This is a genomic window from Actinomycetota bacterium, from assembly GCA_035640355.1.
GTDB lineage: Bacteria > Actinomycetota > UBA4738 > UBA4738 > HRBIN12 > CALGFI01.
In genome coordinates this window covers 36595-56848 of record DASQWI010000004.1, presented here as the reverse complement: position 1 = coordinate 56848, position 20254 = coordinate 36595, and the positions used below count along the sequence as shown (strand labels likewise).

Here is a 20254-nt window from a genome sequence, read left to right as displayed (position 1 = left end):
ATCGCGCGGCGGTCCTAAGCGACGCCCTGCGTAGAATCGAGCTCGACATGCCCCTTCTCGCGCTCGGCGTCTCGTACCGCGCCGCGTCGGTCGACCTGCTCGAACGCCTCACGCTCGGCGACGACGACTTCACGAAGGCGTATCGGCGTGCCGCCGACGACCCCGCGATCGAGGAGGCTGCGATCCTGTCGACGTGCAATCGAGTCGAGGTCTACGCCGCGGTCCCCGGATACCACCCCGGCTTCCAGGCGTTGAAGCGACTGCTGTGCGAGTCGCGCCACGTTGCGCCCGGTGACATCGACGAGGCCCTCTATTCGCACTACGAGCTCGATGCCGTCGAGCACGCATTCACGGTGGCGAGCGGGCTCGACTCGATGGTCCTCGGCGAACCGCAGATCCTGTCGCAGGTTCGCGAGGCGCTGAAGCGCGCACAGAAGGAGGGAGCGGCAGGTCGAACGCTGACCGCGCTGTTCCACTCGGCCACCCGAACGGGACGGCGCGTTCGGACCGAAACCGGGGTGGGCGCGGCTCCGGACGCGTTCGTTTCGGCCGGTGCGGACCTCGCGGAGGCTGCACTCGGTGGCATCGCCGACCGAAACGCACTTGTCGTCGGCGCGGGACACATGGCCGCCCTCGCGGCGAAGCACCTCCGCGAGCGCGGTGCAGCGAACGTGCGGATCCTCAACCGATCGACCGAACGTGCGGCTCGGCTCGCGGAGCGGACCGGCTCGGACCACGGGTCACTCGATGAGCTTCCGAGCGCGATAGCTCAAGCCGACGTCGTCGTCTCGGCAACGGGCGCCGCCGGCACCGTCATCTCGGCATCCACGATCGGCGAACGCAAGCGCCCGCTGTTCGTCATCGATCTCGCGGTGCCGCGCGATGTCGAACCGGAGGCCGCAACGCTCGAGCACGTCGCACTCGTCGACGTCGCCGGACTTCGCGAAGCCGTCTCGGTTCGAACCGGCGGGGCGTCGCTCGAGATCGAGCGCGCGAACGCGATCGTCGGCGATGAGCTCCGCAGGTTCACGCTGCGACGTCGCGCCGAGCGGCTCGCGCCGCTCATCCACGCGCTCCGGCGTCGGGGGGACGAGATCGTGGTGTCGGAGCTCGAACGATTCCGCTCGGACCTCGGCTCATTGACGCCGGATGAGCGTGAGGCCGTCGAGACGATGGCGCGGGGGATCGTGGCCAAGCTGCTGCACGAGCCGATCGTTCGTCTGAAGGAGCTCTCCGAGCCCGGCACGCAGGACGCGCACGCCAAGCTCCTCGCCGAGCTGTTCGGTGTTGAACGGGTCAGGTGAAGCTCCGGATCGGCACGCGGCGCTCCAAGCTTGCGCTTGCGCAATCCGAGGAGGTCGCGACGGAGCTCGCCGCGCGCCGCGTCGTCTCCGAGCTCGTCCCGATGACGACGTCGGGAGATCGTGGTGGAAACCCGTACTCGGATCCCGCAGGTGTGAAGGGGCTATTCGTCACGGAGATCGAACGCGCACTCCGCGATGGCGAGATCGACCTCGCGGTGCACTCGGCGAAGGATCTGCCCGCGCGTGACGACGAAGACCTGGCGATCGCCGCAGTGCCGGAGCGTTTGTCGCCGCTAGACGTTCTGGTCACCCGTGACGGCGAGCTCGCCGCAGGTTCAAGGGTCGGGACGTCGAGCGTTCGGAGACAGTCGCAGGTCTTCCGGTGGCGCCCGGATGTGCTGGTGAAGGATGTTCGGGGCAACGTTGACACGCGGCTGCGAAAGCTCGCGGACGGTGAGGTCGACGCGCTCATCCTGGCGGCTGCCGGCCTCCTTCGGCTGCGTGTCGTCCCGGAGCACGCGCAGCCGATGTCGATCTCGGAGATGGTTCCGGCGCCCGGCCAGGGCTGCCTCGCGGTTCAATCGCGCACCGGCGACGAGGCGACGATCTCGGCCGTCGCGCCCCTCGATCACGCGCCGAGCCGTGACGCGCTCACTGCGGAACGAACGCTGATGCGCGCGCTCGGCGGCGGGTGCGCGTTACCCCTCGGCGCGTTCGCCGAACGCAAGGACGATGGGATGTGGATGGTGGCAATCGTGCTGACACCCGACGGCGGGCGGTACGCGCGCGCCGAGGCCGCGGCGGCAACGCCCGAAGAGGTGGCGGAGCTCGTTCGGCTCGATCTCGCCGCCAGCGGGGCGGACGAGATCCTGTCTCACGTCCGGCCGTGACGACGCGCCGGTCGGCGCAGCCACTCGCCGGTCGGACGGTCATCGTGACTCGCCCCCAAGAGCAAGCGGCCGATCTCGTTCGCCAGTTGGAGCGGCGCGGCGCCACCGTGATCGTCGCTCCGGCGATCGAGATCTTGTCCGTCCGAACGGCCGCGCTGACGCGCGCTTTGCGCGATGTGGCCGATGGTCGGTTCGACTGGGTGACGATCACGAGCCCGCGCACGGTCGACGTATTTCGCGAACACCTGACGCCTGGTGACGTTCGCGCCCGAGTCGCAGCGATCGGCGACGGGACGGCCGATGGGTTTCGGCGGTGGACTGGTCGCGACCCGGACCTCGTGCCGAAGACGTTCACGACGTCTGCGCTCGCGCGCGCGTTCCCGCGAGGTGACGGGCGTGTGTTGTGCGCGCGGGCCGACGTCGCGCCCGAAGGTCTCGAGGATGCGCTCGCGTCGAAGGGCTGGCATCCCGTACGGGTGAACGCATACCGAACGCGGTTCCCTCGTTCGCTGCCGAAGGACGCGCGCGACGCGCTGCGACGCGGCGAGGTCGACGCCGTCACGTTCACGAGCGCGTCCACGGTTCGCGGATTCGTGCGGGCGTTGGGAGCCGTGAAGGGTGCACCGAAGGTCGTCTGCATCGGTCCCGTAACCGCCAAGGCGGCGCGCGAGCACGGGTTGACCGTTCACGCCGTCGCAAAGCCGCACACGGTCGAGGGCCTCGTCGCAGCCGTCGAACGGGCTCTCGCGTCGCGAACCCGTAGGTAGACTCGGGATCGTGAGCGGGTTCCCTCGACAACGGCCGCGCCGGATGCGTCGTACTCCAGCCCTACGCGCGCTCGTCCGCGAAACCGACCTCTCTCCGCGACACCTGATCGCGCCGCTGTTCGTGAAGGAAGGCGTCCCGGATCCGGTGCCGATCGCCTCGATGCCGGGTCAGTTCCAGCACACGCTCGAGTCGCTCCGGAAGGAAGCGGCCGAGATCGCCTCGCACGGCGTGCTCGCGTTCATGCTGTTCGGCGTCCCCGAGCGCAAGGGTCCCGAGGGATCGGAGGCGTGGAATCCCGAGGGGATCGCGCAGAAGGCGCTCCGAACGCTTCGCGCCGAGCTCGGCGACGAGCACGTGGTGATCGCGGACCTGTGTCTCGACGAGTACACCGACCACGGACATTGCGGTGTGCTCGACGAGAACGGCAACGTCGACAACGACGAGACACTCGAACGCTACCGGCGCATCGCGCTCGCCCAAGCCGAGGCAGGAGCGCACATGGTCGGGCCGAGCGGAATGATGGACGGCCAGGTCGCAGAGATCCGTGATGCGCTCGACGTCGGTGGCTTCGACCAAGTCGGGATCATCGCGTACGCGGCGAAGTTCGCCTCCTCCTTCTATGGGCCCTTCCGCGAGGCAGCAGAGTGCGCGCCTCGGTTCGGCGACCGAACGGGCTACCAGATGGACCCTCCGAACGCCGACGAGGCAATCCGGGAGATCGCGGCCGACATCGACCAGGGCGCCGACGTGGTGATGGTCAAGCCGGCGCTGCCCTATCTCGACGTGATCCGCCGCGCCAAGGACGAAACGCGCTTCCCGATGGCCGCGTACAACGTGAGCGGGGAGTACGCGATGGTGAAAGCCGCGTCCGCGAACGGCTGGCTCGATGAACGCAAGACCGTCCTCGAGATCCTGACGTCGATCCGCCGGGCCGGCGCCGACCTCGTCCTCACCTACCACGCGAAGGACGCGGCCGACTGGCTGCGCGACTGAGCCACCTCCAGCGCTTTCGGTAGCCTCGGTCCCGTGGGACCGTCGTTGCAGATCGTGTTCGACGCGAATGACGTACCGCGGCTCGTCGCGTTCTGGGAGGAGGCGCTCGACGGCTATGAGCAACAGCCGCCACCTCCTGGCTACGCGTCCTGGGAGGACTTCGCACGCGAGCAGGGGATCCCCGAGGAGCAGTGGGACTGGTGGGGCGCGCTCGTCGATACCGAGGGGACGCGACCGAGGATCCTGTTCCAGCGCGTCCCCGAAGGCAAGACGGCAAAGAACCGCGTGCACTTCGACATCAACGTTGGACAGGAGCTCGATGGCGACTCGCGGATCGTGCGCGTCAAGGACGAGGCCGATCGACTCGAAGCGCTCGGCGCCACCAGGCAACGGGAAGCGACCGAACGCGGAGAGTTCTGGATCGTGATGCAGGACCCGGAAGGCAACGAGTTCTGCCTCCAGTGACGAGCTCGGAGGAGTTGTTCGACCGCGCACGCCGAGTGATTCCCGGCGGGGTCGATTCGCCGGTTCGTGCGTTCGGCGCGGTCGGCGGTGTTCCGAGGTTCGCCGTTCGTGGCGAGGGCGCGTACATCTTCGACGCCGATGGAAACCGATACGTCGATCTCGTCCAGTCGTGGGGCGCGCTGCTATTCGGGCACGCACGCCCCGAGATCCTCAAGGCGGCGATCGACGCGGCCGAGCGCGGGACCACATTCGGCGTCCCCACGGAGCTCGAGGTCGAGCTCGCCGAACGCATCACCACGGTCATGCCCGCCGTGGAGATGGTTCGATTCGTCTCGTCGGGAACTGAGGCGGCGATGAGCGCGGTGCGTCTCGCCCGCGGCTTCACCTCCCGCGAAGTCGTCGTGAAGTTCGATGGCTGCTATCACGGACACTCCGACGCGCTCCTCGCGAAGGGAGCCGGCTCGGGCGTGGCGACGTTCGGGATCCCCGGCTCTCCCGGCGTCACAGAGGGCGCCGCGGCCGACACCCTTTCCGCGCCGTTCAACGACCTCGACGAGGTTCGAGCCCTGTTCGCCGAGCGGGGCGACGAGATCGCGGCCGTCATCATCGAGCCGGTCGCAGCGAACATGGGCGTCGTTCCCCCTAGGGTCGGCTTCCTCGAGGGAATCCGGGAGTTGTGCTACCGGCACGATGCACTGCTCATCTTCGACGAGGTCATCACCGGATACCGCGTGGCGTACGGCGGAGCCCAGGCTCACTTCGGCGTCGCCCCGGACCTCACCGTGCTGGGGAAGGTGATCGGCGGCGGCTTCCCGTGCGCCGCGTTCGGCGGTCGGCGCGATGTCATGGAGTTGCTCGCCCCGATCGGCCCTGTGTATCAGGCGGGAACACTCAGCGGGAATCCTGTCGCCATGGCCGCGGGCGTCGCCGCGCTCGACCTCGCTGCGGATCTCGACCCCTACGGGGAGCTCGACAGGACGGCCGAGACCATCGTCGATGGGCTGGCGAAGGCGCTCGCAGATCGGGGGATCCCCACGGCGATCAACCGCGTGACCTCGATGTTCAGCGTGTTCTTCTCCGATCAGCCGGTGACCGATTTCGAGGGGGCAAAGGCCGCCGACCACTCCCGGTTCGGGAGGTTCTTCCACCACCTGCTCGAACGCGGCGTCCACCTTCCCCCGAGCGGGTACGAGCTTTGGAGCCTCTGCACCGAACACGGCAGGGGGGAGGTCGACCGGATCCTCGCCGCCGCCGGCTCGTTCGAGGGCTAGCCAAAGCGGCGGCGGGAACGTTTCAAGGCGAGTCGGGGTTCATGAGGGTGAACCCATCCGAAGGAGGGGATGTTTCGCATGCGCACCGAGACCGCGACGTTCGGCGCCGGCTGTTTCTGGGGTGTCGAGTACGTCTTCGAGCGCGTCCCGGGCGTCCTGGCCACCGAGGTCGGGTATGCGGGCGGCCACACCGAGAACCCCACGTACCGCGACGTCTGCTCGGCCAGGACCGGCCACGCCGAGGTCCTGAAGCTCGAGTTCGACCCGGCGCTCGTCAGCTACGACCAGCTGCTCGAGGTGTTCTGGGCGATGCACGACCCGACGCAGGTGAACCGGCAGGGGCCGGACGTCGGCGACCAGTACCGCAGCTTGATCTTGACGCACTCCGACGAGCAGCAGCGGGCAGCTGAGGCTTCGCGCCAGAGGGCGCAGGAGCGGTTCAGCCGGCCGATCGCGACTCAGATCGAGCCCGCCGGTCCGTTCTACGGGGCGGAGGAGTATCACCAGCACTACTACGACAAGAACGGGCACGAGCCGTACTGCCACGTCATTCCGTGGGGGACGCTCCGTGAGCTCGGGCTTGTGAAGGCGAACGCCTAGCCCGGCGTTCGAACCACGCAGAACTCGTTGCCCTCGGGGTCGGCGAGCACGACGAACGGGTCGTTCGGATCTTCAGACACCCAAAGTCGCGTCGCTCCGAGGGCTTCGATCCTCTTCGCCTCCGCCTCCTCGTCCTGTGCGCCGAGATCCACGTGCACGCGGTTCTTGACCACCCTCCCCTCCGGCACCTTCTGGAAGCCGACGATGATCTTCCGATCGCCCTCGCCGTGGATGGAGGCCCAATCGTCCTCGTAGCTGTGGAGGTCGTAGCCCGTTGCCGACGCCCACCACCGGGCCAGCGACCGCGGGTCGGCGCAATCGATGACGACCTCGTGGAAGTGGACGGTCACCGAAGTCGGTCGGCTTTCGCGGCGAACACGAAGTCCGACTCGTGCAGGCCGTTGATCTTGTGCGTCCAGATGGTGAGCTTCACCTTGCCCCACGCGAGGTAGATGTCGGGGTGATGCCCGATCTCCTCGGCGAGCTCGCCGACACGGTTGGTGAAGTCGAGTGCCTCACGGAAGTTCTTGAAGGTGAACTCCTTCTCCAGGTGATGGTCGTCGACGACGCGCCACTCGTTGCCGAGATCGGCGAGGTACGGCTCGATCTGCTCATGGGTGAACGGCGGCACGCCGCCCTTGCACGGAACGCACACCATCGATGCGAGGTCGCGCTTGCTCATCGGGCTGATTCGGCGAGCCGTTGCCGCCAGATTCGGTCGGCGGCGTGTTCCGTCGAGATGTGTTCCGCATCGGCGATCCGGAAGACTTCGGTTGCCGTCTCGCCGATCGCCGCGATTCGTGCGTCACGCTCTTCGACGGTCTCGCCGAGCATCTCCAGCGACGCAAGGTGGATGATGCCGCCGGCGTTCACCACGTAGTCGGGCGCGTACAGGATCCCGCGCTGGGCGAACCGCTCGGCGTCCTCGGGTTCGGCGAGCTGGTTGTTCGCGGCGCCGGCCACGATCCGACATCGCAGCCGAGGGATCGATTCCGCGGAGAGAATGCCGCCGGTAGCGTTCGGAGAGAACACGTCGCATTCCGTCGCGATCGCGTCATCCGGTGCGACGACGTCGCCATCGACCTCGACGGCGAGCTCTTTCGCTCGGATCTCGTCCACGTCCGTAACGATGACGCGCGCGCCAGCGTCGGTGACGAGCCGCGCGAGGATCGATCCCACAGCCCCCACTCCCTGAACGAGCACCGTCCGTCCCGACAGATCGTCCGTGCCGAACAGGTGTCTCGCACTCGCGCGGATCCCCACGAACACGCCGTCTGCCGTCGCCGGCGCGGACGTCCCCGAACCGCCGTGCGCCTCCGTCTTGCCGAACACCGACGAGCACCGCTCGCCGAGAACGTCCATGTCGGCCGGCGACGTGTTCATGTCGCACGCGGTCCAGTAGGTGCCATGGAGCGACTCGACCATGTCGGCGTAGCGAAGCAGCAGCGAGCGACGCGCCTCACCGTTCGGTATCTCGGGTACCGAGAGCACGGCCTTGCCACCGCCGAGCGGCAATCCCGCGACGGCGTTCTTCCGGGTCATCGAGGAGGAGAGACGGAGGCCATCGGCCGACGCGTCTCGGGGATGCGCGTACACCTTCATCCGCGTGCCGCCGGCCGCAGGGCCGAGGGCGGTCGAATGAACGCACACGAACATCCACGTGCCGGACGGCGCGTCGTAGCGGACGACGACCTCCTCGCCGTCCCACGATCGCAGCAGCTCGTCGAACACGAGCTACGCGGAGCTTCTCGACGCCTGTTTCTTCGCCTTCTTGGCGGCGCGCTTCTCCTTGATGGACTTCTGCGCGGCGCGCTTCACGTTCTTGTCGCCACCCTTGTCCTTCGCCTTGGCCATGGGTCGTACCTCCGCGTCTCGGGTCGCTTCATTATGGCGCGTGCGCGCGGCGTACACTCCCCAGAATGGACGACGGGGCCGTCCGTTCTAGGCGAGATCCGCGAACGCCGCTCGGACGTCCTTCCGGATCCCCATCACGAACGGAACCTCTTCCTTCGTGAAGCGGCGTGCCTCCGCCGCGCGGAGCCGGCGGATGCACTCCACGATCCGGTCGAGGTGGTCCGCCTCGAACGCGAGGATCCACTCCCAGTCGTTGATCCCGAACGCGCTCGTCGTGTTGGCCAGGACGTCGGGGAACTCTCGCCCGATCTCCCCGTGCTCGCGGAGAAGTGCGGAGCGCTCCTCGGCCGGGAGCAGGTACCACTCAGACGTGCGGACGAACGGGTACACGCTGAGGTAGCGCTTGGGCGGCTCACCTCTGACGAACGCCGGCGAGTGATCACGTGTGAACTCGGCGGGCTTCACCACGCCCATGAACGACCACGACAGCTCGAGCAGCCGGCCGGCCTCGGTTCGCCGCAGCGAGACGAGCGCCTCCTGGACGACATCCGGCGACGGCCCGACGAGCCACAGCATCAGGTCGGTGTCGGCTCGGAATCCGAACGTCAAGTAGACACCCCGAACGTCGACTCCGTCCCACGACTTGAACACGTTCTCGACTTCCTGCGCGGCGTCGTCGGTGTCGAGCTCGGCGAACGACGGTGATGCCTTGAAGCAAGGGTAGAGCGCGTAGATCGACTCGCTCATCGCACCTTCTCCGTTCGAACCGTTCCGGCAACGTGGGTACGCACGCGTTCGGCGACCTCGGTGGCGCCGCGAACCGTGTCGGCGATCCCAACGCCTCGATACGCATTGCCCACGACGAAGATACCGGGCGGGAGCGCGGCCTCGGTGGCCGCAACCCGGTCGAGGTGGCCGACCCCGTACTGCGGCATCGAGCGCGGCCAGCGGACGACCGTCGACGCGTCTGCGCGCTCGGGAAGCGGAACGAGCGCCGCGAGGTGCCTGGAAACCGCGTCCACGATGTCCTCATCCGCCGCATCGAGGACGTCCTCCGTGCCGGCCGCACCGACGAAGCATCGGACGACGGCTCGATCGCCGAACGCGGGATCCGGCCACTTCCGGGAAAGAAAGGTCGCTGCGGTCATCGGCGCTCGCTCCTTCGGCACGACGAATCCCGTGGCATCCGGTAGGGAGTCCCCGGTGCCTCCGCCGTAGACGAGCACGACCACTGCGGTCGACACGTACCGGATCTGGTCGAGGTGTCTCGCCGCATCGGGCACCGTCTCGCGCAGCAAGTCTGCTGCAGCGAACGCCGGCGTCGCCACGACGACGCCGTCCGCGCTGAGATCCCCGTCTGCCGTGCGAACCACGAACGCTTCGCCGTCGCCCACCACCTGGGTCGCTCCCGCCACGGTTCGAACGCGCAGGTCACCGATCGCCGCGACGAGCGAACGCGGCAACGCCTGAACGCCTCCTACGGGTCTCACGAACATCGGACCGGCGCCGGACGCCGCCTTCGACGCCGTTCGAGCGGCACGGATCAGACTGCCGAACGTGCGCTCCCAAGCGGCGAGCTCCGGGAACGTCGAGCGGACCCCGAGCTCATCGACGTCGCCGGCGAACAGACCACCGAGGAGCGGAGCGACGAGCCGGTCGGTCGCCTCGTCCCCGATCCGTCGCCGCAAGAGCGCCCCGAGCGCCTCGTCGTTCTCTCGTGGTCGCGCCTTTCGGACGAGATCCGAAAGGGCGCCGAACCTTCCGACGCGCGATAACGCCGGCCACCGGATCAGCGCACCGACGTCGGCGGGGATTCCAAGCGCCGTCGGCGGCAGGGGGACGAGGCCGCCATCGGTCCAGACGTACGCGCCGGGCGCGCCCGGTTCCGCCAACCTCAGGCCGAGCTCACGGCAGAGCTCGACGGCCCATGGCTTCCGAGCCACGAACGAGTCGGGGCCGGCGTCGATCTCGAGATCCGCGATTTCGAGGGACGTGAGCCGCCCACCCGGCCGATCCGCGGCCTCGAGGACGGTCACCGAGAGCTCGGGGTCACCTTGGAGCAGTCGGTACGCCGTCGTCAGACCGGCAACGCCGCCGCCGATGACGACGACCGAGCTCATACGTCGTCGAGGTGCTCGCGCACCACCGCGGCGAGCAACGCCACGAACTGCGGGTCGTCGTTCGGCATCTCCGTTCGAACGAATCGGATCCCGGCTTGCTCGGCGACCTCGCGCGCGTCGATGTCGAGGTCGTACAGGATCTCCAGGTGATCCGCGACGAAGCCCGCCGAACACACGACCACCGCAGGATGGCCTCGTTCGGCCAGGTCGACGATGACCTCCTCGATCGGCGGCCCCCACCACGGGTCTGCGGTGCGGCCCGCGCTCTGCCACGCGATCGCGTGATTCGCGAGGTCGAGCTCCTTCGCGACGAGATCCGCGGTCTCCTGCAGGCCATCTCGGTACCGACACGAGGTCTCACAGACGGTGCACGTCTTGCACCGGAGCGTGCCGTCCTCCACGGTGCGAACGGGAAGGCTGTGCGCCGAGAAGATCGCGGCGGCCCCCTCTCGTTCGGAGGGGCCGAGCTTGGCGAGCGCGTGGGCCACCCGACCGCCGAGCAACTCGATGAACGCCGGGTGGTCGTGGTAGCTGCGGACGAACGCGAACGCCGGTGGCCCGTCGCCGGCCGCGGTGCGTACGCGCTCGACATAGGTCTCCACCGACATCGCGGACCAGTGCGGCGCCATGACAAGGCCGACGGCCCGCTCGATCCCGTCGCTTCGCATCGTCTCGACCGCCTCGGAGACGAACGGCGGCGAGTGCTTCATGCCGATGTACGCGCGGAAACGTCCCTCGTCGCCGTGGTTCAGCGCGCGCTCGAGCCCTTCGGCCTGACGCCGCGTGATGCCGAGAAGCGGGAACCGGTTCCCGATCGCGGCGTACCGCTCCTTCAGCTCTTCCAGGTGTTCAGCCGACGGCGCGCGGCCGCCGCGGATGTCCGTGTAGTACCGCTCGATGTCGTCGGGGCCGCTCGCCGTCCCGTACGCCATGACGAGCACGCCGATCGGCGTGTCGATCATCGTTCGGTCCGTTCGTGGACCAGATCCACGAGCCGCTGGAGGTTCTCGACCGGCGTCTGGGGCAACACGCCGTGGCCGAGATTGAACACGTGTCCATCGCGCATCGCCGCGCGTTCGAGCACCTGGAGCGCCTTGCGTTCGACGGCCGGCCACGACCCCGTGCACACCGCAGGATCGAGGTTCCCCTGGATCGCCCGGTCGGTGCCGAACACGTCCCACGCTAGGTCGAGCGGCGTGCGCCAGTCGACGCCGATGGCATCACCGCCGGCGTCGCGCATCTGCCGAAGCAGGTGCGCCGTTCCGACGCCGAAGTGGATCGACGGGACGGCCAGATCCTCCAGGATCCGACGCACGAACGGAGCAACGTCCCGGTCGTAGTCGAGGGGGTCGAGCGTCCCCACCCAGCTGTCGAACAGCTGCACCACTTGCGCGCCCGCCTCGATCTGCGCGTCGAGATGGGCACGGACGATCGATGCGAGCCGCTCCATCAACGTTCGCCACGCCGCCGGGTCATCCTGCATCAGCCCCTTGGTTCGAACGTGGTCGCGCGATGGACCTCCATCGACCAGGTACGTGGCCAGCGTGAACGGCGCGCCGGCGAACCCGATCAGCGGAACGCTCAGCTCCTTGCGGGCGAGCCGGATCGTCTCGAGCAGGTACGGCTCGTCTATGTCGGGCTCGAGCGGTCGGAGACGCTCGAGGTCGGCTGTCGTCCGGATCGGTTCGTCGACGACCGGGCCGGTGCCGGCCTCGATGCGCACCCCCACGCCGACCGCCGCGAGCGGCTGCATGATGTCGCTGAACACGATCGCCGCGTCGAGCGGCATATGGCGGAGCGGCTGAAGGGTGATCTCGACCGCGAGCTCCGGCTCACGGCATACCTCGAGGACGTCGCGGTCGCCTCGCACGTCGCGGTATTCAGGCAGGTACCGCCCCGCCTGCCGCATGAACCAGACCGGCGTTCGGTCGACCGACTGGCGGCGGAGCGCACGAAGCAGGCGATCGTTCACGGCCACGCAGAGAGCATACGAACGCGCCGAGCGGGCTCAGAACGCCGCTTCCCGCGCCCGCGGGTACAGTCGAGTCGGAGGCGATACGGAGGAACCATGCGCGGGTTCGACGAGTCCGAGTTCGGCCCCAACGCCTGGCTGGTCGACGAGCTGTACCGCCAGTACTTGGCCGATCCGGAGTCGGTGAGCGAGGCCTGGCAGGAGTACTTCGAGGACTACCAACCTCGCGCGGGAAACGGACAGGCCGCGCCCGCGCAAGCACCCGCGCCTCCGCAAGCACCCCCGCCCGCGCAAGCACCCCCGCCCGAACCGACGCCTCCCGCGCCGGCCCCGCCGCAGGCGGCGCAACCCCCGAAACGGACGGCAGACCAACCGGATGCGACCGAGGCTTCCACCCCGGACGGCGCGACCACGCCCCTCACCGGCGCCGCGGCAGTCATCGCGCGGCGGATGGAGGAAAGCCTCACCGTCCCCACTGCGACGTCGGTCCGGACTGTTCCCGCCCGCCTGCTCGAGCTGAACCGCAGCCTCATCAACCGTCACCTCGAACGCGTTCGCGGTGGGCGCGTCTCGTTTACGCACCTGATCGGGTACGCGATCGTGAAGGCGCTCGGGGCATTCCCCGGCATGAACCTTTCATACGCCGTCGTCGATGGAAAGCCGACCTCGATCGCGCACGAGCACGTGAACCTGGGCCTCGCCGTCGACGTGAAACGGGACGATGGCTCACGCACATTGCTCGTTCCGGCGATCAAGTCGGCGGACGGTCTCGACTTCACCGCGTTCCACGCAGCGTACGAGGAGCTGATTCGCAAGGTCCGCGCGAACAAGCTGACGCCCGACGACTTCGCCGGAACGACCGTCTCGATCACCAACCCCGGCACCGTCGGGACGGCGATGTCCGTTCCGCGGCTGATCGCGGGGCAGGCCGCGATCATCGGCGTCGGCGCCATCGCGTACCCCGTCGAGTATCAGGGCGCCGATCCCGAGACGCTCGCCGAGCTCGGCGTCTCGAAGGTCGTCACGCTCACGAGCACCTACGACCACCGCGTCATCCAGGGAGCAGAGAGCGGCGAGTTCCTGGGCCGCGTCCACGAGCTGTTGCTCGGCGGGCACAACTTCTACGGCGAGGTCTTCCGTTCGTTGCGACTGCCGTACCGACCGATCCACTGGACCGTCGATACCAGGCCCCGCGAGGACTCACTCGATGCGCGCGAGAAGCAGGCCCGCGTCCTCCAGTTCGTGAACAACTACCGGGTACGCGGTCACCTCATCGCCGACCTGGATCCGCTCGCGACGGCGCCTCCGGCGACGCATCCGGAGCTCGACCCGGCGAACCTCGGGTTCACGATCTGGGACCTCGAGCGGAACTTCGTCACGGGCGGGCTCGCCGGAACGCGCGAGGCGACGCTCGACGAGATCTGGCAGATCCTTCGGGACGCCTACACGGGAACACTGGGTGTCGAGTACATGCACATCCAAGATCCCGAACAGAAGGAGTGGATCCAGCAGCGCGTCGAGGGCGAGTCGGACGGGATCACGCCAGAGGACCGGCGGCACATCCTGTCGCGACTCACGGAGGCCGAAGCGCTGGAGCGATTCATGCACCAGCGGTTCCTGGGCCACAAGCGGTTCTCGCTGGAGGGCGCCGAGAGCCTCATCCCCATCGTCGCCGAAACCCTCGACCAGGCCGCCGATGCCGGGCTCAACGAGGTGACGATGGGGATGGCTCATCGGGGACGTCTGAACGTTCTGGCCAACGTGATCGGCAAGAGCTACGCACAGATCTTCCGCGGCTTCGAGGGAGAGCTCGACCCGCTGTCGGTGGAGGGCTCGGGTGACCTCACGTACCACCTCGGCGCGACCGGAAAGCACACGTCGCGCCGCGGCAACGACGTGAAGGTGTCTCTCTCAGCGAACCCCAGCCACCTGGAATCCGTCGACCCCGTGGTCGAAGGAATCGCTCGCGCCAAGGAGGACCTCCTCGGCTCGATCGACGGCGCGCCGGTGCTTCCGCTGTTGATACACGGCGAGGCGGCGTTCGCCGGACAGGGCGTCGTCGCCGAGACGCTGAACCTGTCGCAGCTCCCCGGGTACCAGACGGGCGGAACGATCCACGTCGTGGTGAACAACCAGCTTGGGTTCACCACCACGCGCGAGCACGCGCGGTCGAGCGTGTACGCGAGCGACGTGGCGAAGACGGTGCAGGCGCCGATCTTCCACGTGAACGGCGACGACCCGGAGGCGTGCGTCCGCGCTTCGCGCCTGGCGTTCGAGTTCAGGCAGACGTTCGACAAGGACGTCGTGATCGACATGTGGTGCTACCGCCGATGGGGGCACAACGAGGCGGACGAACCGTCGTTCACGCAACCCGTCATGTACGCGCGCATCAGCGAGCTGCGTTCGGTACGCAAGCGCTACATGGAAGCGCTCGTCAACCGGGGCGAGCTTTCGCTCGAGGAAGCCGAGAGCGCGTTGGAGGCCTTCTCGGAACGTCTCCGTCAGGCGTACGACGAGACGAAGGAGCAGCGGCCGAGCGTTCCGAGGACCGAACGCGAGCGACCCGAGCCGGTCTCGGCCGCTCCACTCGAGACGGGCGTCGAACGCGAGCGGCTGGACCAGATCGCCGATGCCCTCACGCGCGTGCCCGAAGGCTTCTCGGCGCATCCGAAGATCGAGCGATGGCTCGAGGACCGGCGCGGCAGGCTCGCGAAGAACAACGTGGATTGGGCGTTCGCCGAAGCACTCGCGTTCGGCTCGCTGCTGCTCGAGGGGATCACCATCCGGCTGACGGGACAGGACACGCGGCGCGGAACGTTCAGTCAGCGTCACGGAGTCCTCGTCGACCAGCGGACGGGGGAGGAGTACTTGCCGTTCCAACACGTCGCGGAGCGACAGGGAAAGGCGTTCATCTACGACAGCCTGCTGTCGGAGTTCGCGGCAATGGGGTTCGAGTACGGCTACTCGGTGGCCGATCCGGACGCGCTCGTCCTGTGGGAGGCGCAGTTCGGCGACTTCGTCAACGGGGCGCAGGTCATCGTGGACCAGTACGTCGTTGCGGCGGAGGACCGCTGGTCGCAGACGAGCGGGCTCGTCCTGTTGCTGCCGCACGGCTACGAGGGCCAGGGGCCCGAGCACTCGAGCGCCCGCCTGGAGCGATTCCTCAATCTCGCCGCGGAGGACAACGTCGAGATCGTCGTGCCGTCGAACGGAGCACAGTACTTCCACCTGTTGCGGCGACAGGCGCTGCGCGACGTTCGAAAGCCGCTGGTCGTGTTGACCCCGAAGTCCCTGCTACGGCTCGGCGCAGCGGCGAGCACGACCAGCGAACTCGAGTCGGGTCACTTCCGTCCCGTGCTGCCGGACCCGTCACCGCCTAAAGGCGCGAGACGCGTGCTGCTCTGCCAGGGGAAGCTGTTCTACGAACTCGTCGATCGAAGGAGCGAACAGAAGATCGAGGACATTGCGATCGTCCGCTTGGAGCAGTGCTACCCGTTCCCGGCCGATGCGCTCCGATCCGAGCTCGAGCGATTCGGCGGCCCGGAGGTCCTCTGGGTTCAGGAGGAGCCGGAGAACATGGGCGCCGGCCGGTTCGTCTGCAGGAACCTGCGCGAGCGGCTCGGCGTGGAGGTTCGTTTGGTATCGCGCGCCGAGAGCCCCAGCCCGGCAACCGGCAGCCTCACTCTCCATAAGAAGGAACAGGCCGAGCTCATCGATCGCGCCTTCGCCCGCGACGGTTAGCGAACCCCCGGATGGTCGTTCGGCTCAGTCACCTCTTCATGATCGTGTCGAACGTTGACGCCGAAGTGCGACTACTGGTGGATATCGTGGGCCTCGAACTCCTCGTTCAAGAGGAGGGATACGTCCGCGTTGGCGGCAACGGCGGCTTCTACATCGGCATGGAGCAGGGAAGCCCATCGGTTGGCGACGACATCGATATCAACATGGAGGTCGACAACGTCGACGCCGCGTACAGGCGTTTGATCGAGGCCGGTGTCGAGGTCGAGGGACCGCCCGAGCAGCAGGAGTGGGGCGGGAGGCACCTGTGGTTCCGAGACGTGGACGGCCGTCGCATGTCGCTGTTCACCTCATAAGGTTTCGTCGCATGCCTGCCGAGCAGAAGAACGGGCGGCCGGGAACGATCCTGCTGACAGACGATCCGGTCGAATCGATCGACGAGTACGTCCAGCGTGGTGGTGGCCTTGGGCTTGCCGCTGCCCGCGATCGTTCGCCGGACGACGTCATCGACGAAGTCCGTAGGTCTGGACTTCGCGGTCGAGGAGGCGGGGGGTTCCCGACCGGCATCAAGTGGCGCACTGTTCGAGACGACCCGAGCGGGACGAAGTTCGTCGTGTGCAACGCCGCCGAGGGTGAGCCGGGAACGTTCAAGGACCGCTGGCTGCTTCGCGCCAATCCGTACCAGGTCGTGGAAGGGCTCGGCATCGCGGCGTACGCCGTCGGAGCTGAGCGCGCCTTCATCGGGATCAAGACGGCGTTCGAACAGGAGATCGAACGCCTACGCGCGGCGATGGAGGAGATGGCGGCGCGCGATCTGATCGGCCCGGCAGCCATGGAGCTCACGCCGGGTCCGGACGAATACCTGTTCGGCGAGGAGAAGGCGCTGCTCGAGGTCATCGAGGGCAACGAACCACTCCCCCGCATCGTGCCACCGTGGATGGAAGGACTCTTCCGATCCCCGGACTCGCCCAACCCAACGGTCGTCAACAACGTCGAGACGCTCGCGAACGTCCCGCACATCCTCCGGCGCGGCGCGGAATGGTTCCGCTCGTTCGGCACCGACGAGTCTCCGGGAACGATGGTGTTCACCTTGTGCGGCGACGTTCGTCACCCCGGCATGTACGAGCTGCCGTTGGGGTTCTCACTCCGAGACCTTATCTACGGGATCGGTGGCGGTCCGCGCGAAGGTCGCGACCTGAAGGCGGTCTTCCCCGGCGCGTCGAACACCATCATCTCGGCGGAGCAGCTCGACGCCCCGCTCGCCTTCGAGACCATGCGCGCGGTTGGGACGGGCCTCGGATCCGGCGGCTTCGTCGTGTACGACGACACGGCCTGCATCGTCCGAGCAACCCTTGCGTTCTCGCGGTTCCTCTACGTCGAGTCGTGCGCGCAGTGTCCGGCCTGCAAGCACGGGACCGGCGCCATCACGCAGCTCCTCGAGCGGATCGATCGCGGCGACGGCACGGACGCAGACGTCGAGACGATCCTCGCGCGAGCTCTGACGGTCACCGACGCGCAACGGTGCGCGCTCCCGACGGGAGAGACCCTGATCGCCCAGAGCGCCGTGCAGGTGTTCGGCCACGAGTTCGAGGAGCACCTCGGTCGACCGTGCCCCCGTCCGCGCGACCTGATCGTGCCGAGGATCGTCGACTTCGACGACCGTGCGGGCGACTTCGTCTACGACGAGCGGTACCGACTCAAGCAGCCGGACTGGACGTACGCGGACGAACGCAGCGCATGAGGTCTAGCCGGACGGGCCGTACTCGTCCGCGAAGTCCCACGCTCGGACGACTCCCGGCTCGAGTCGGACGATGACGAGATCGTCGTCCACAGAGCTCGCGTACGTCGTTCCTTTCTCCTCGCCGAGATAGCGCACGGCGATCCGGCGATTCGTCTCGACGACTTCGTCTGCCAACAGCTTCGCACGAGCGCGGAGCTCGACGCCGCGGTACGGGGGCTCCTGATCGAACACGACCAGACCGGCGCGAGGGTCGCTACGAACATGTTGCGCTTTGGCGTCGTCGGCGCCGACAACAATGTTGAACCCGCCCTCCCACCACTCGTGCCACACGGGCGACAGCAGCGGGTCGCCGTTCGAGCGGTGCGTCGCCAGGACCGCAACGATCGGACGCTCGAGAAGGTCCCCGAGGTCGCCGATCGCCAGATCGCGGCGCATCGACGAAGCGTATGCCACGTTCGGTCGTCGCGTCCCTGCGAAAAAGGCCGAAGAGATGTTCGAGCGTGACGAGCGTTTGCGGAGTCAACGAGGCGGGGAGAATCGTGCCTTCGGCGGGAGGAGGACGGTATGTTCGGCGTGCTGGGACTACTGTGCATCATCGTCGGATTCGTCGTAGCCATCATCGAGGAGAAGATCCTGTTCGGCCCGCAGGCGTGGTTCATCGCCGCGATCGCGTTCAACACGATCGGGAGCATTCCCTTCTTCGCCAGAGGCCGCACTCGGTAACTCTGAACGTCAGCGAGCGCCGGCCGCGTCGATGAGACCCATGGCCGTCCGGCGCCACGACCACTGACGCGTTACGAACTCCCGGACGCCCTCCCGAAGCGAGGCGCGATCCGACGGCTCGAGCATGAGCAGCCGGTCGATCCCTTCGGCGATCCGCCCAACGCTTCCTGATCCGGGTTGGAAGGAGAACAGCCCAGGACGACCGACATGGCTCTCGAGTGCGCCGGCCACCTCGGCCAGTCCGGAGTGGCGAGCCACGAGCGGAAGCGCGCCGGCGGCGGCGCCCTCGGCGGCCACCATCCCGAACGCCTCGTTCAGCACGGACGGCACGACCAGGACGTCGACGGCCGCGAGAGCGTCGGGCGCGTACGAATGGTCGAGCCTGCCTGTGAACGTCACGCCGGAGCGCAATGGAAGCGGCCCCAGGTCGGCCCACGGCATATCCCAGCCCGCGGACCCAAGGAGCCAGCGCAGCGTCGCGTCGTCGCCGGAGCGGAGCGCACGCGCGAGCGCCTGGAGTCGCTCGCGTTCGGTACCGAACCCGATGATCAGAGCGGAGGGGGTCGTCGAAGTCCGCGTGAGCGCGGCGAGCAGCAAAGCCACGCCTTTCTGAGGGATCAGCTTCCCGAGGTAGCCGACCGTAGAGACATCGCTCCGCGCGAGCACGCGCAGGGCGGCCGCAGCGGTCGGATCCGGGACCGTTTGGTCGTAGTCGTGGGCGAGCGCGTCTAGCGAAGTGAGGTTCCGAGACCGCGCCGCGTCTTCAGCTTTCACATCGATCGACGGTGGGCGGCCACGCGCGGTCGACGCGTCGATGTCGAGACGTGCAGCCACATCGAGCAACGCCGAGCGTCTCGGACGTGGGCTGAAGCGGACTGCGTCGACACCGGGATGCACGACCCGCGAGCGCCGTTCGATCCCAGGGACGAGCTCGGCGCACCGGTCGAGGACGTCTTGGGAGGAGCCCGTTACCACGAGCGCAGTCTCGAGTCCTTCGCGCGCCAGTTCCCGGTAGCGCTGTTGCGGTCGCATCGCGTACTCGACGTCGCTGCCGTGGATCTTCACGACGTATCGTCCGGCACCGAGCGCACGCCCCCCGATCACGCCGCCAGGCACCGCATGTCCCACGACCACCACGTCCGACGATTGCCACTCAACTGCCGCGCGGAGCGCTTGGACGTTCGCGTCGAGATACCGCCCGAGCTCGTCCTCGGTCAGGTCGACGAATCGCTTGACGTCGAATCCCTCGTATTCGTCGAGCACGAAAACCGGGAGCAGCCGTCCGATGTCCGGCCGCAGGATCGCACCTCGTCCGGAGCCGGGACCGGCCGATGCCGGCTCCGGATCCAAGGCACCCACACCCGCCGCTGACACCGTGCCGACGGCGCCTACCCACGCGTGTCGTTCGGTGTGGCGCTCCTGACATAGGACGACGACGTCGTGCCCGTCCTCGACGAGCACCTCCGCCACCCGGGCGGTGTAGACGTTCGAGCCGGTGCCATCGAGTAGCCACCCGTGCCAAAGAAGGACGCGCATGGAAACAGCGGGATGCTCGCACACGCGTGGCTGACGGAGTCATCGCTAGGCGTGAACGGTCGTCCCCGTTGGCCCCCGCGAACGGCGCGCAAAAAGGTGGGCCAGGGGAGCCAGTCGCCCGCTGGCGGTTGTCAGTAAACAGTGCGCGGAGGGGGTGGGATTCGAACCCACGGGAGGTTGCCCCCCAGCAGTTTTCAAGACTGCCACCTTCGTCCGCTCGGTCACCCCTCCGGGGAGCTCGGATCGCGAACGGCTCGAGTCGAGTGTATCCCCGCAGGA

General features: G+C 67.8%; 20 protein-coding genes and 1 tRNA gene. 11 read left to right on the top strand and 10 right to left on the bottom strand.

Annotation, left to right across the window (positions count from 1 at the left end; translation table 11 throughout):
• Nucleotides 1-47 precede the first annotated feature (47 nt).
• From hemA to msrA, 7 genes are all read left to right on the top strand, one after another.
• The gene (hemA, locus tag VFA08_01820) at nucleotides 48-1304 is read left to right on the top strand and encodes a glutamyl-tRNA reductase (protein HYZ12329.1); all 1257 of its coding nucleotides are present in this window, start codon (nucleotides 48-50) and stop codon (nucleotides 1302-1304) included.
• Nucleotides 1301-2194, top strand: coding sequence for a hydroxymethylbilane synthase (hemC, locus tag VFA08_01815; GenBank protein ID HYZ12328.1), 894 nt, complete (start codon nucleotides 1301-1303; stop codon nucleotides 2192-2194). The genes hemA and hemC overlap by 4 nt, the downstream gene beginning before the upstream one ends.
• On the top strand, nucleotides 2191-2961 hold the full coding sequence (locus VFA08_01810) for a uroporphyrinogen-III synthase (GenBank protein HYZ12327.1): 771 nt from the start codon (nucleotides 2191-2193) through the stop codon (nucleotides 2959-2961). The genes hemC and VFA08_01810 overlap by 4 nt, the downstream gene beginning before the upstream one ends.
• 7 nt (nucleotides 2962-2968) lie before the next feature.
• Nucleotides 2969-3955: a porphobilinogen synthase gene (gene hemB, locus VFA08_01805; protein HYZ12326.1), complete on the top strand. Its 987-nt coding sequence runs from the start codon at nucleotides 2969-2971 to the stop codon at nucleotides 3953-3955.
• A 33-nt stretch (nucleotides 3956-3988) separates the two neighbouring features.
• The gene (locus VFA08_01800; protein ID HYZ12325.1) at nucleotides 3989-4420 is read left to right on the top strand and encodes a VOC family protein; all 432 of its coding nucleotides are present in this window, start codon (nucleotides 3989-3991) and stop codon (nucleotides 4418-4420) included.
• Nucleotides 4417-5691 (top strand): glutamate-1-semialdehyde 2,1-aminomutase, encoded by a 1275-nt coding sequence (gene hemL / locus VFA08_01795; protein HYZ12324.1) that lies wholly within the window; start codon nucleotides 4417-4419, stop codon nucleotides 5689-5691. Before VFA08_01800 ends, hemL begins: the two co-directional genes overlap by 4 nt.
• Nucleotides 5692-5769: 78 nt before the next feature.
• Nucleotides 5770-6291, top strand: coding sequence for a peptide-methionine (S)-S-oxide reductase MsrA (gene msrA, locus VFA08_01790; protein HYZ12323.1), 522 nt, complete (start codon nucleotides 5770-5772; stop codon nucleotides 6289-6291).
• Here the strand turns inward: msrA and VFA08_01785 are convergent.
• The 7 genes from VFA08_01785 to hemE form a co-directional block, all read right to left on the bottom strand.
• Nucleotides 6288-6641, bottom strand: a complete 354-nt coding sequence (locus VFA08_01785; GenBank protein HYZ12322.1) for a VOC family protein — start codon at nucleotides 6639-6641, stop codon at nucleotides 6288-6290. The genes msrA and VFA08_01785 overlap by 4 nt on opposite strands.
• Nucleotides 6638-6973 (bottom strand): 4a-hydroxytetrahydrobiopterin dehydratase, encoded by a 336-nt coding sequence (locus VFA08_01780; protein ID HYZ12321.1) that lies wholly within the window; start codon nucleotides 6971-6973, stop codon nucleotides 6638-6640. Before VFA08_01780 ends, VFA08_01785 begins: the two co-directional genes overlap by 4 nt.
• Nucleotides 6970-8022, bottom strand: a complete 1053-nt coding sequence (locus VFA08_01775) for a Glu/Leu/Phe/Val dehydrogenase dimerization domain-containing protein (GenBank protein ID HYZ12320.1) — start codon at nucleotides 8020-8022, stop codon at nucleotides 6970-6972. Before VFA08_01775 ends, VFA08_01780 begins: the two co-directional genes overlap by 4 nt.
• A 210-nt stretch (nucleotides 8023-8232) precedes the next feature.
• Nucleotides 8233-8892 carry a hydrogen peroxide-dependent heme synthase gene (gene hemQ / locus VFA08_01770; GenBank protein ID HYZ12319.1) on the bottom strand — a complete coding sequence of 220 codons (660 nt, stop codon included), beginning with the start codon at nucleotides 8890-8892 and terminating at the stop codon, nucleotides 8233-8235.
• Nucleotides 8889-10265 (bottom strand): protoporphyrinogen oxidase, encoded by a 1377-nt coding sequence (hemG, locus tag VFA08_01765; protein ID HYZ12318.1) that lies wholly within the window; start codon nucleotides 10263-10265, stop codon nucleotides 8889-8891. Before hemG ends, hemQ begins: the two co-directional genes overlap by 4 nt.
• Nucleotides 10262-11227 (bottom strand): ferrochelatase, encoded by a 966-nt coding sequence (gene hemH, locus VFA08_01760; protein ID HYZ12317.1) that lies wholly within the window; start codon nucleotides 11225-11227, stop codon nucleotides 10262-10264. The genes hemG and hemH overlap by 4 nt, the downstream gene beginning before the upstream one ends.
• Nucleotides 11224-12243, bottom strand: coding sequence for a uroporphyrinogen decarboxylase (gene hemE, locus VFA08_01755; GenBank protein ID HYZ12316.1), 1020 nt, complete (start codon nucleotides 12241-12243; stop codon nucleotides 11224-11226). The genes hemH and hemE overlap by 4 nt, the downstream gene beginning before the upstream one ends.
• A 90-nt stretch (nucleotides 12244-12333) precedes the next feature.
• Here hemE and VFA08_01750 point away from each other — a divergent pair, with 90 nt between their 5' ends.
• Genes VFA08_01750 through VFA08_01740 form a run of 3 tightly spaced genes read left to right on the top strand, consistent with a single transcriptional unit; the run spans nucleotide 12334 to nucleotide 17716 of the window.
• Nucleotides 12334-15978: a multifunctional oxoglutarate decarboxylase/oxoglutarate dehydrogenase thiamine pyrophosphate-binding subunit/dihydrolipoyllysine-residue succinyltransferase subunit gene (locus tag VFA08_01750; GenBank protein ID HYZ12315.1), complete on the top strand. Its 3645-nt coding sequence runs from the start codon at nucleotides 12334-12336 to the stop codon at nucleotides 15976-15978.
• Between the two features lie 11 nt (nucleotides 15979-15989).
• On the top strand, nucleotides 15990-16331 hold the full coding sequence (locus VFA08_01745) for a VOC family protein (protein HYZ12314.1): 342 nt from the start codon (nucleotides 15990-15992) through the stop codon (nucleotides 16329-16331).
• 11 nt (nucleotides 16332-16342) lie between these two features.
• On the top strand, nucleotides 16343-17716 hold the full coding sequence (locus VFA08_01740; protein HYZ12313.1) for an NADH-ubiquinone oxidoreductase-F iron-sulfur binding region domain-containing protein: 1374 nt from the start codon (nucleotides 16343-16345) through the stop codon (nucleotides 17714-17716).
• Between the two features lie 3 nt (nucleotides 17717-17719).
• On the opposite strand, the gene VFA08_01735 is transcribed toward VFA08_01740, so the two are convergent.
• Entirely contained in the window at nucleotides 17720-18151 is a 432-nt protein-coding gene (locus VFA08_01735) for a pyridoxamine 5'-phosphate oxidase family protein (GenBank protein HYZ12312.1), read from the bottom strand.
• 129 nt (nucleotides 18152-18280) lie between these two features.
• Here VFA08_01735 and VFA08_01730 point away from each other — a divergent pair, with 129 nt between their 5' ends.
• Complete coding sequence (locus VFA08_01730; protein ID HYZ12311.1) at nucleotides 18281-18439, top strand: hypothetical protein; 159 nt, start codon at nucleotides 18281-18283, stop codon at nucleotides 18437-18439.
• A 9-nt stretch (nucleotides 18440-18448) separates the two neighbouring features.
• On the opposite strand, the gene VFA08_01725 is transcribed toward VFA08_01730, so the two are convergent.
• Nucleotides 18449-19975: a glycosyltransferase gene (locus VFA08_01725; GenBank protein HYZ12310.1), complete on the bottom strand. Its 1527-nt coding sequence runs from the start codon at nucleotides 19973-19975 to the stop codon at nucleotides 18449-18451.
• A 146-nt stretch (nucleotides 19976-20121) separates the two neighbouring features.
• Nucleotides 20122-20206 (bottom strand) — tRNA-Ser (locus VFA08_01720).
• Nucleotides 20207-20254: the final 48 nt, after the last annotated feature.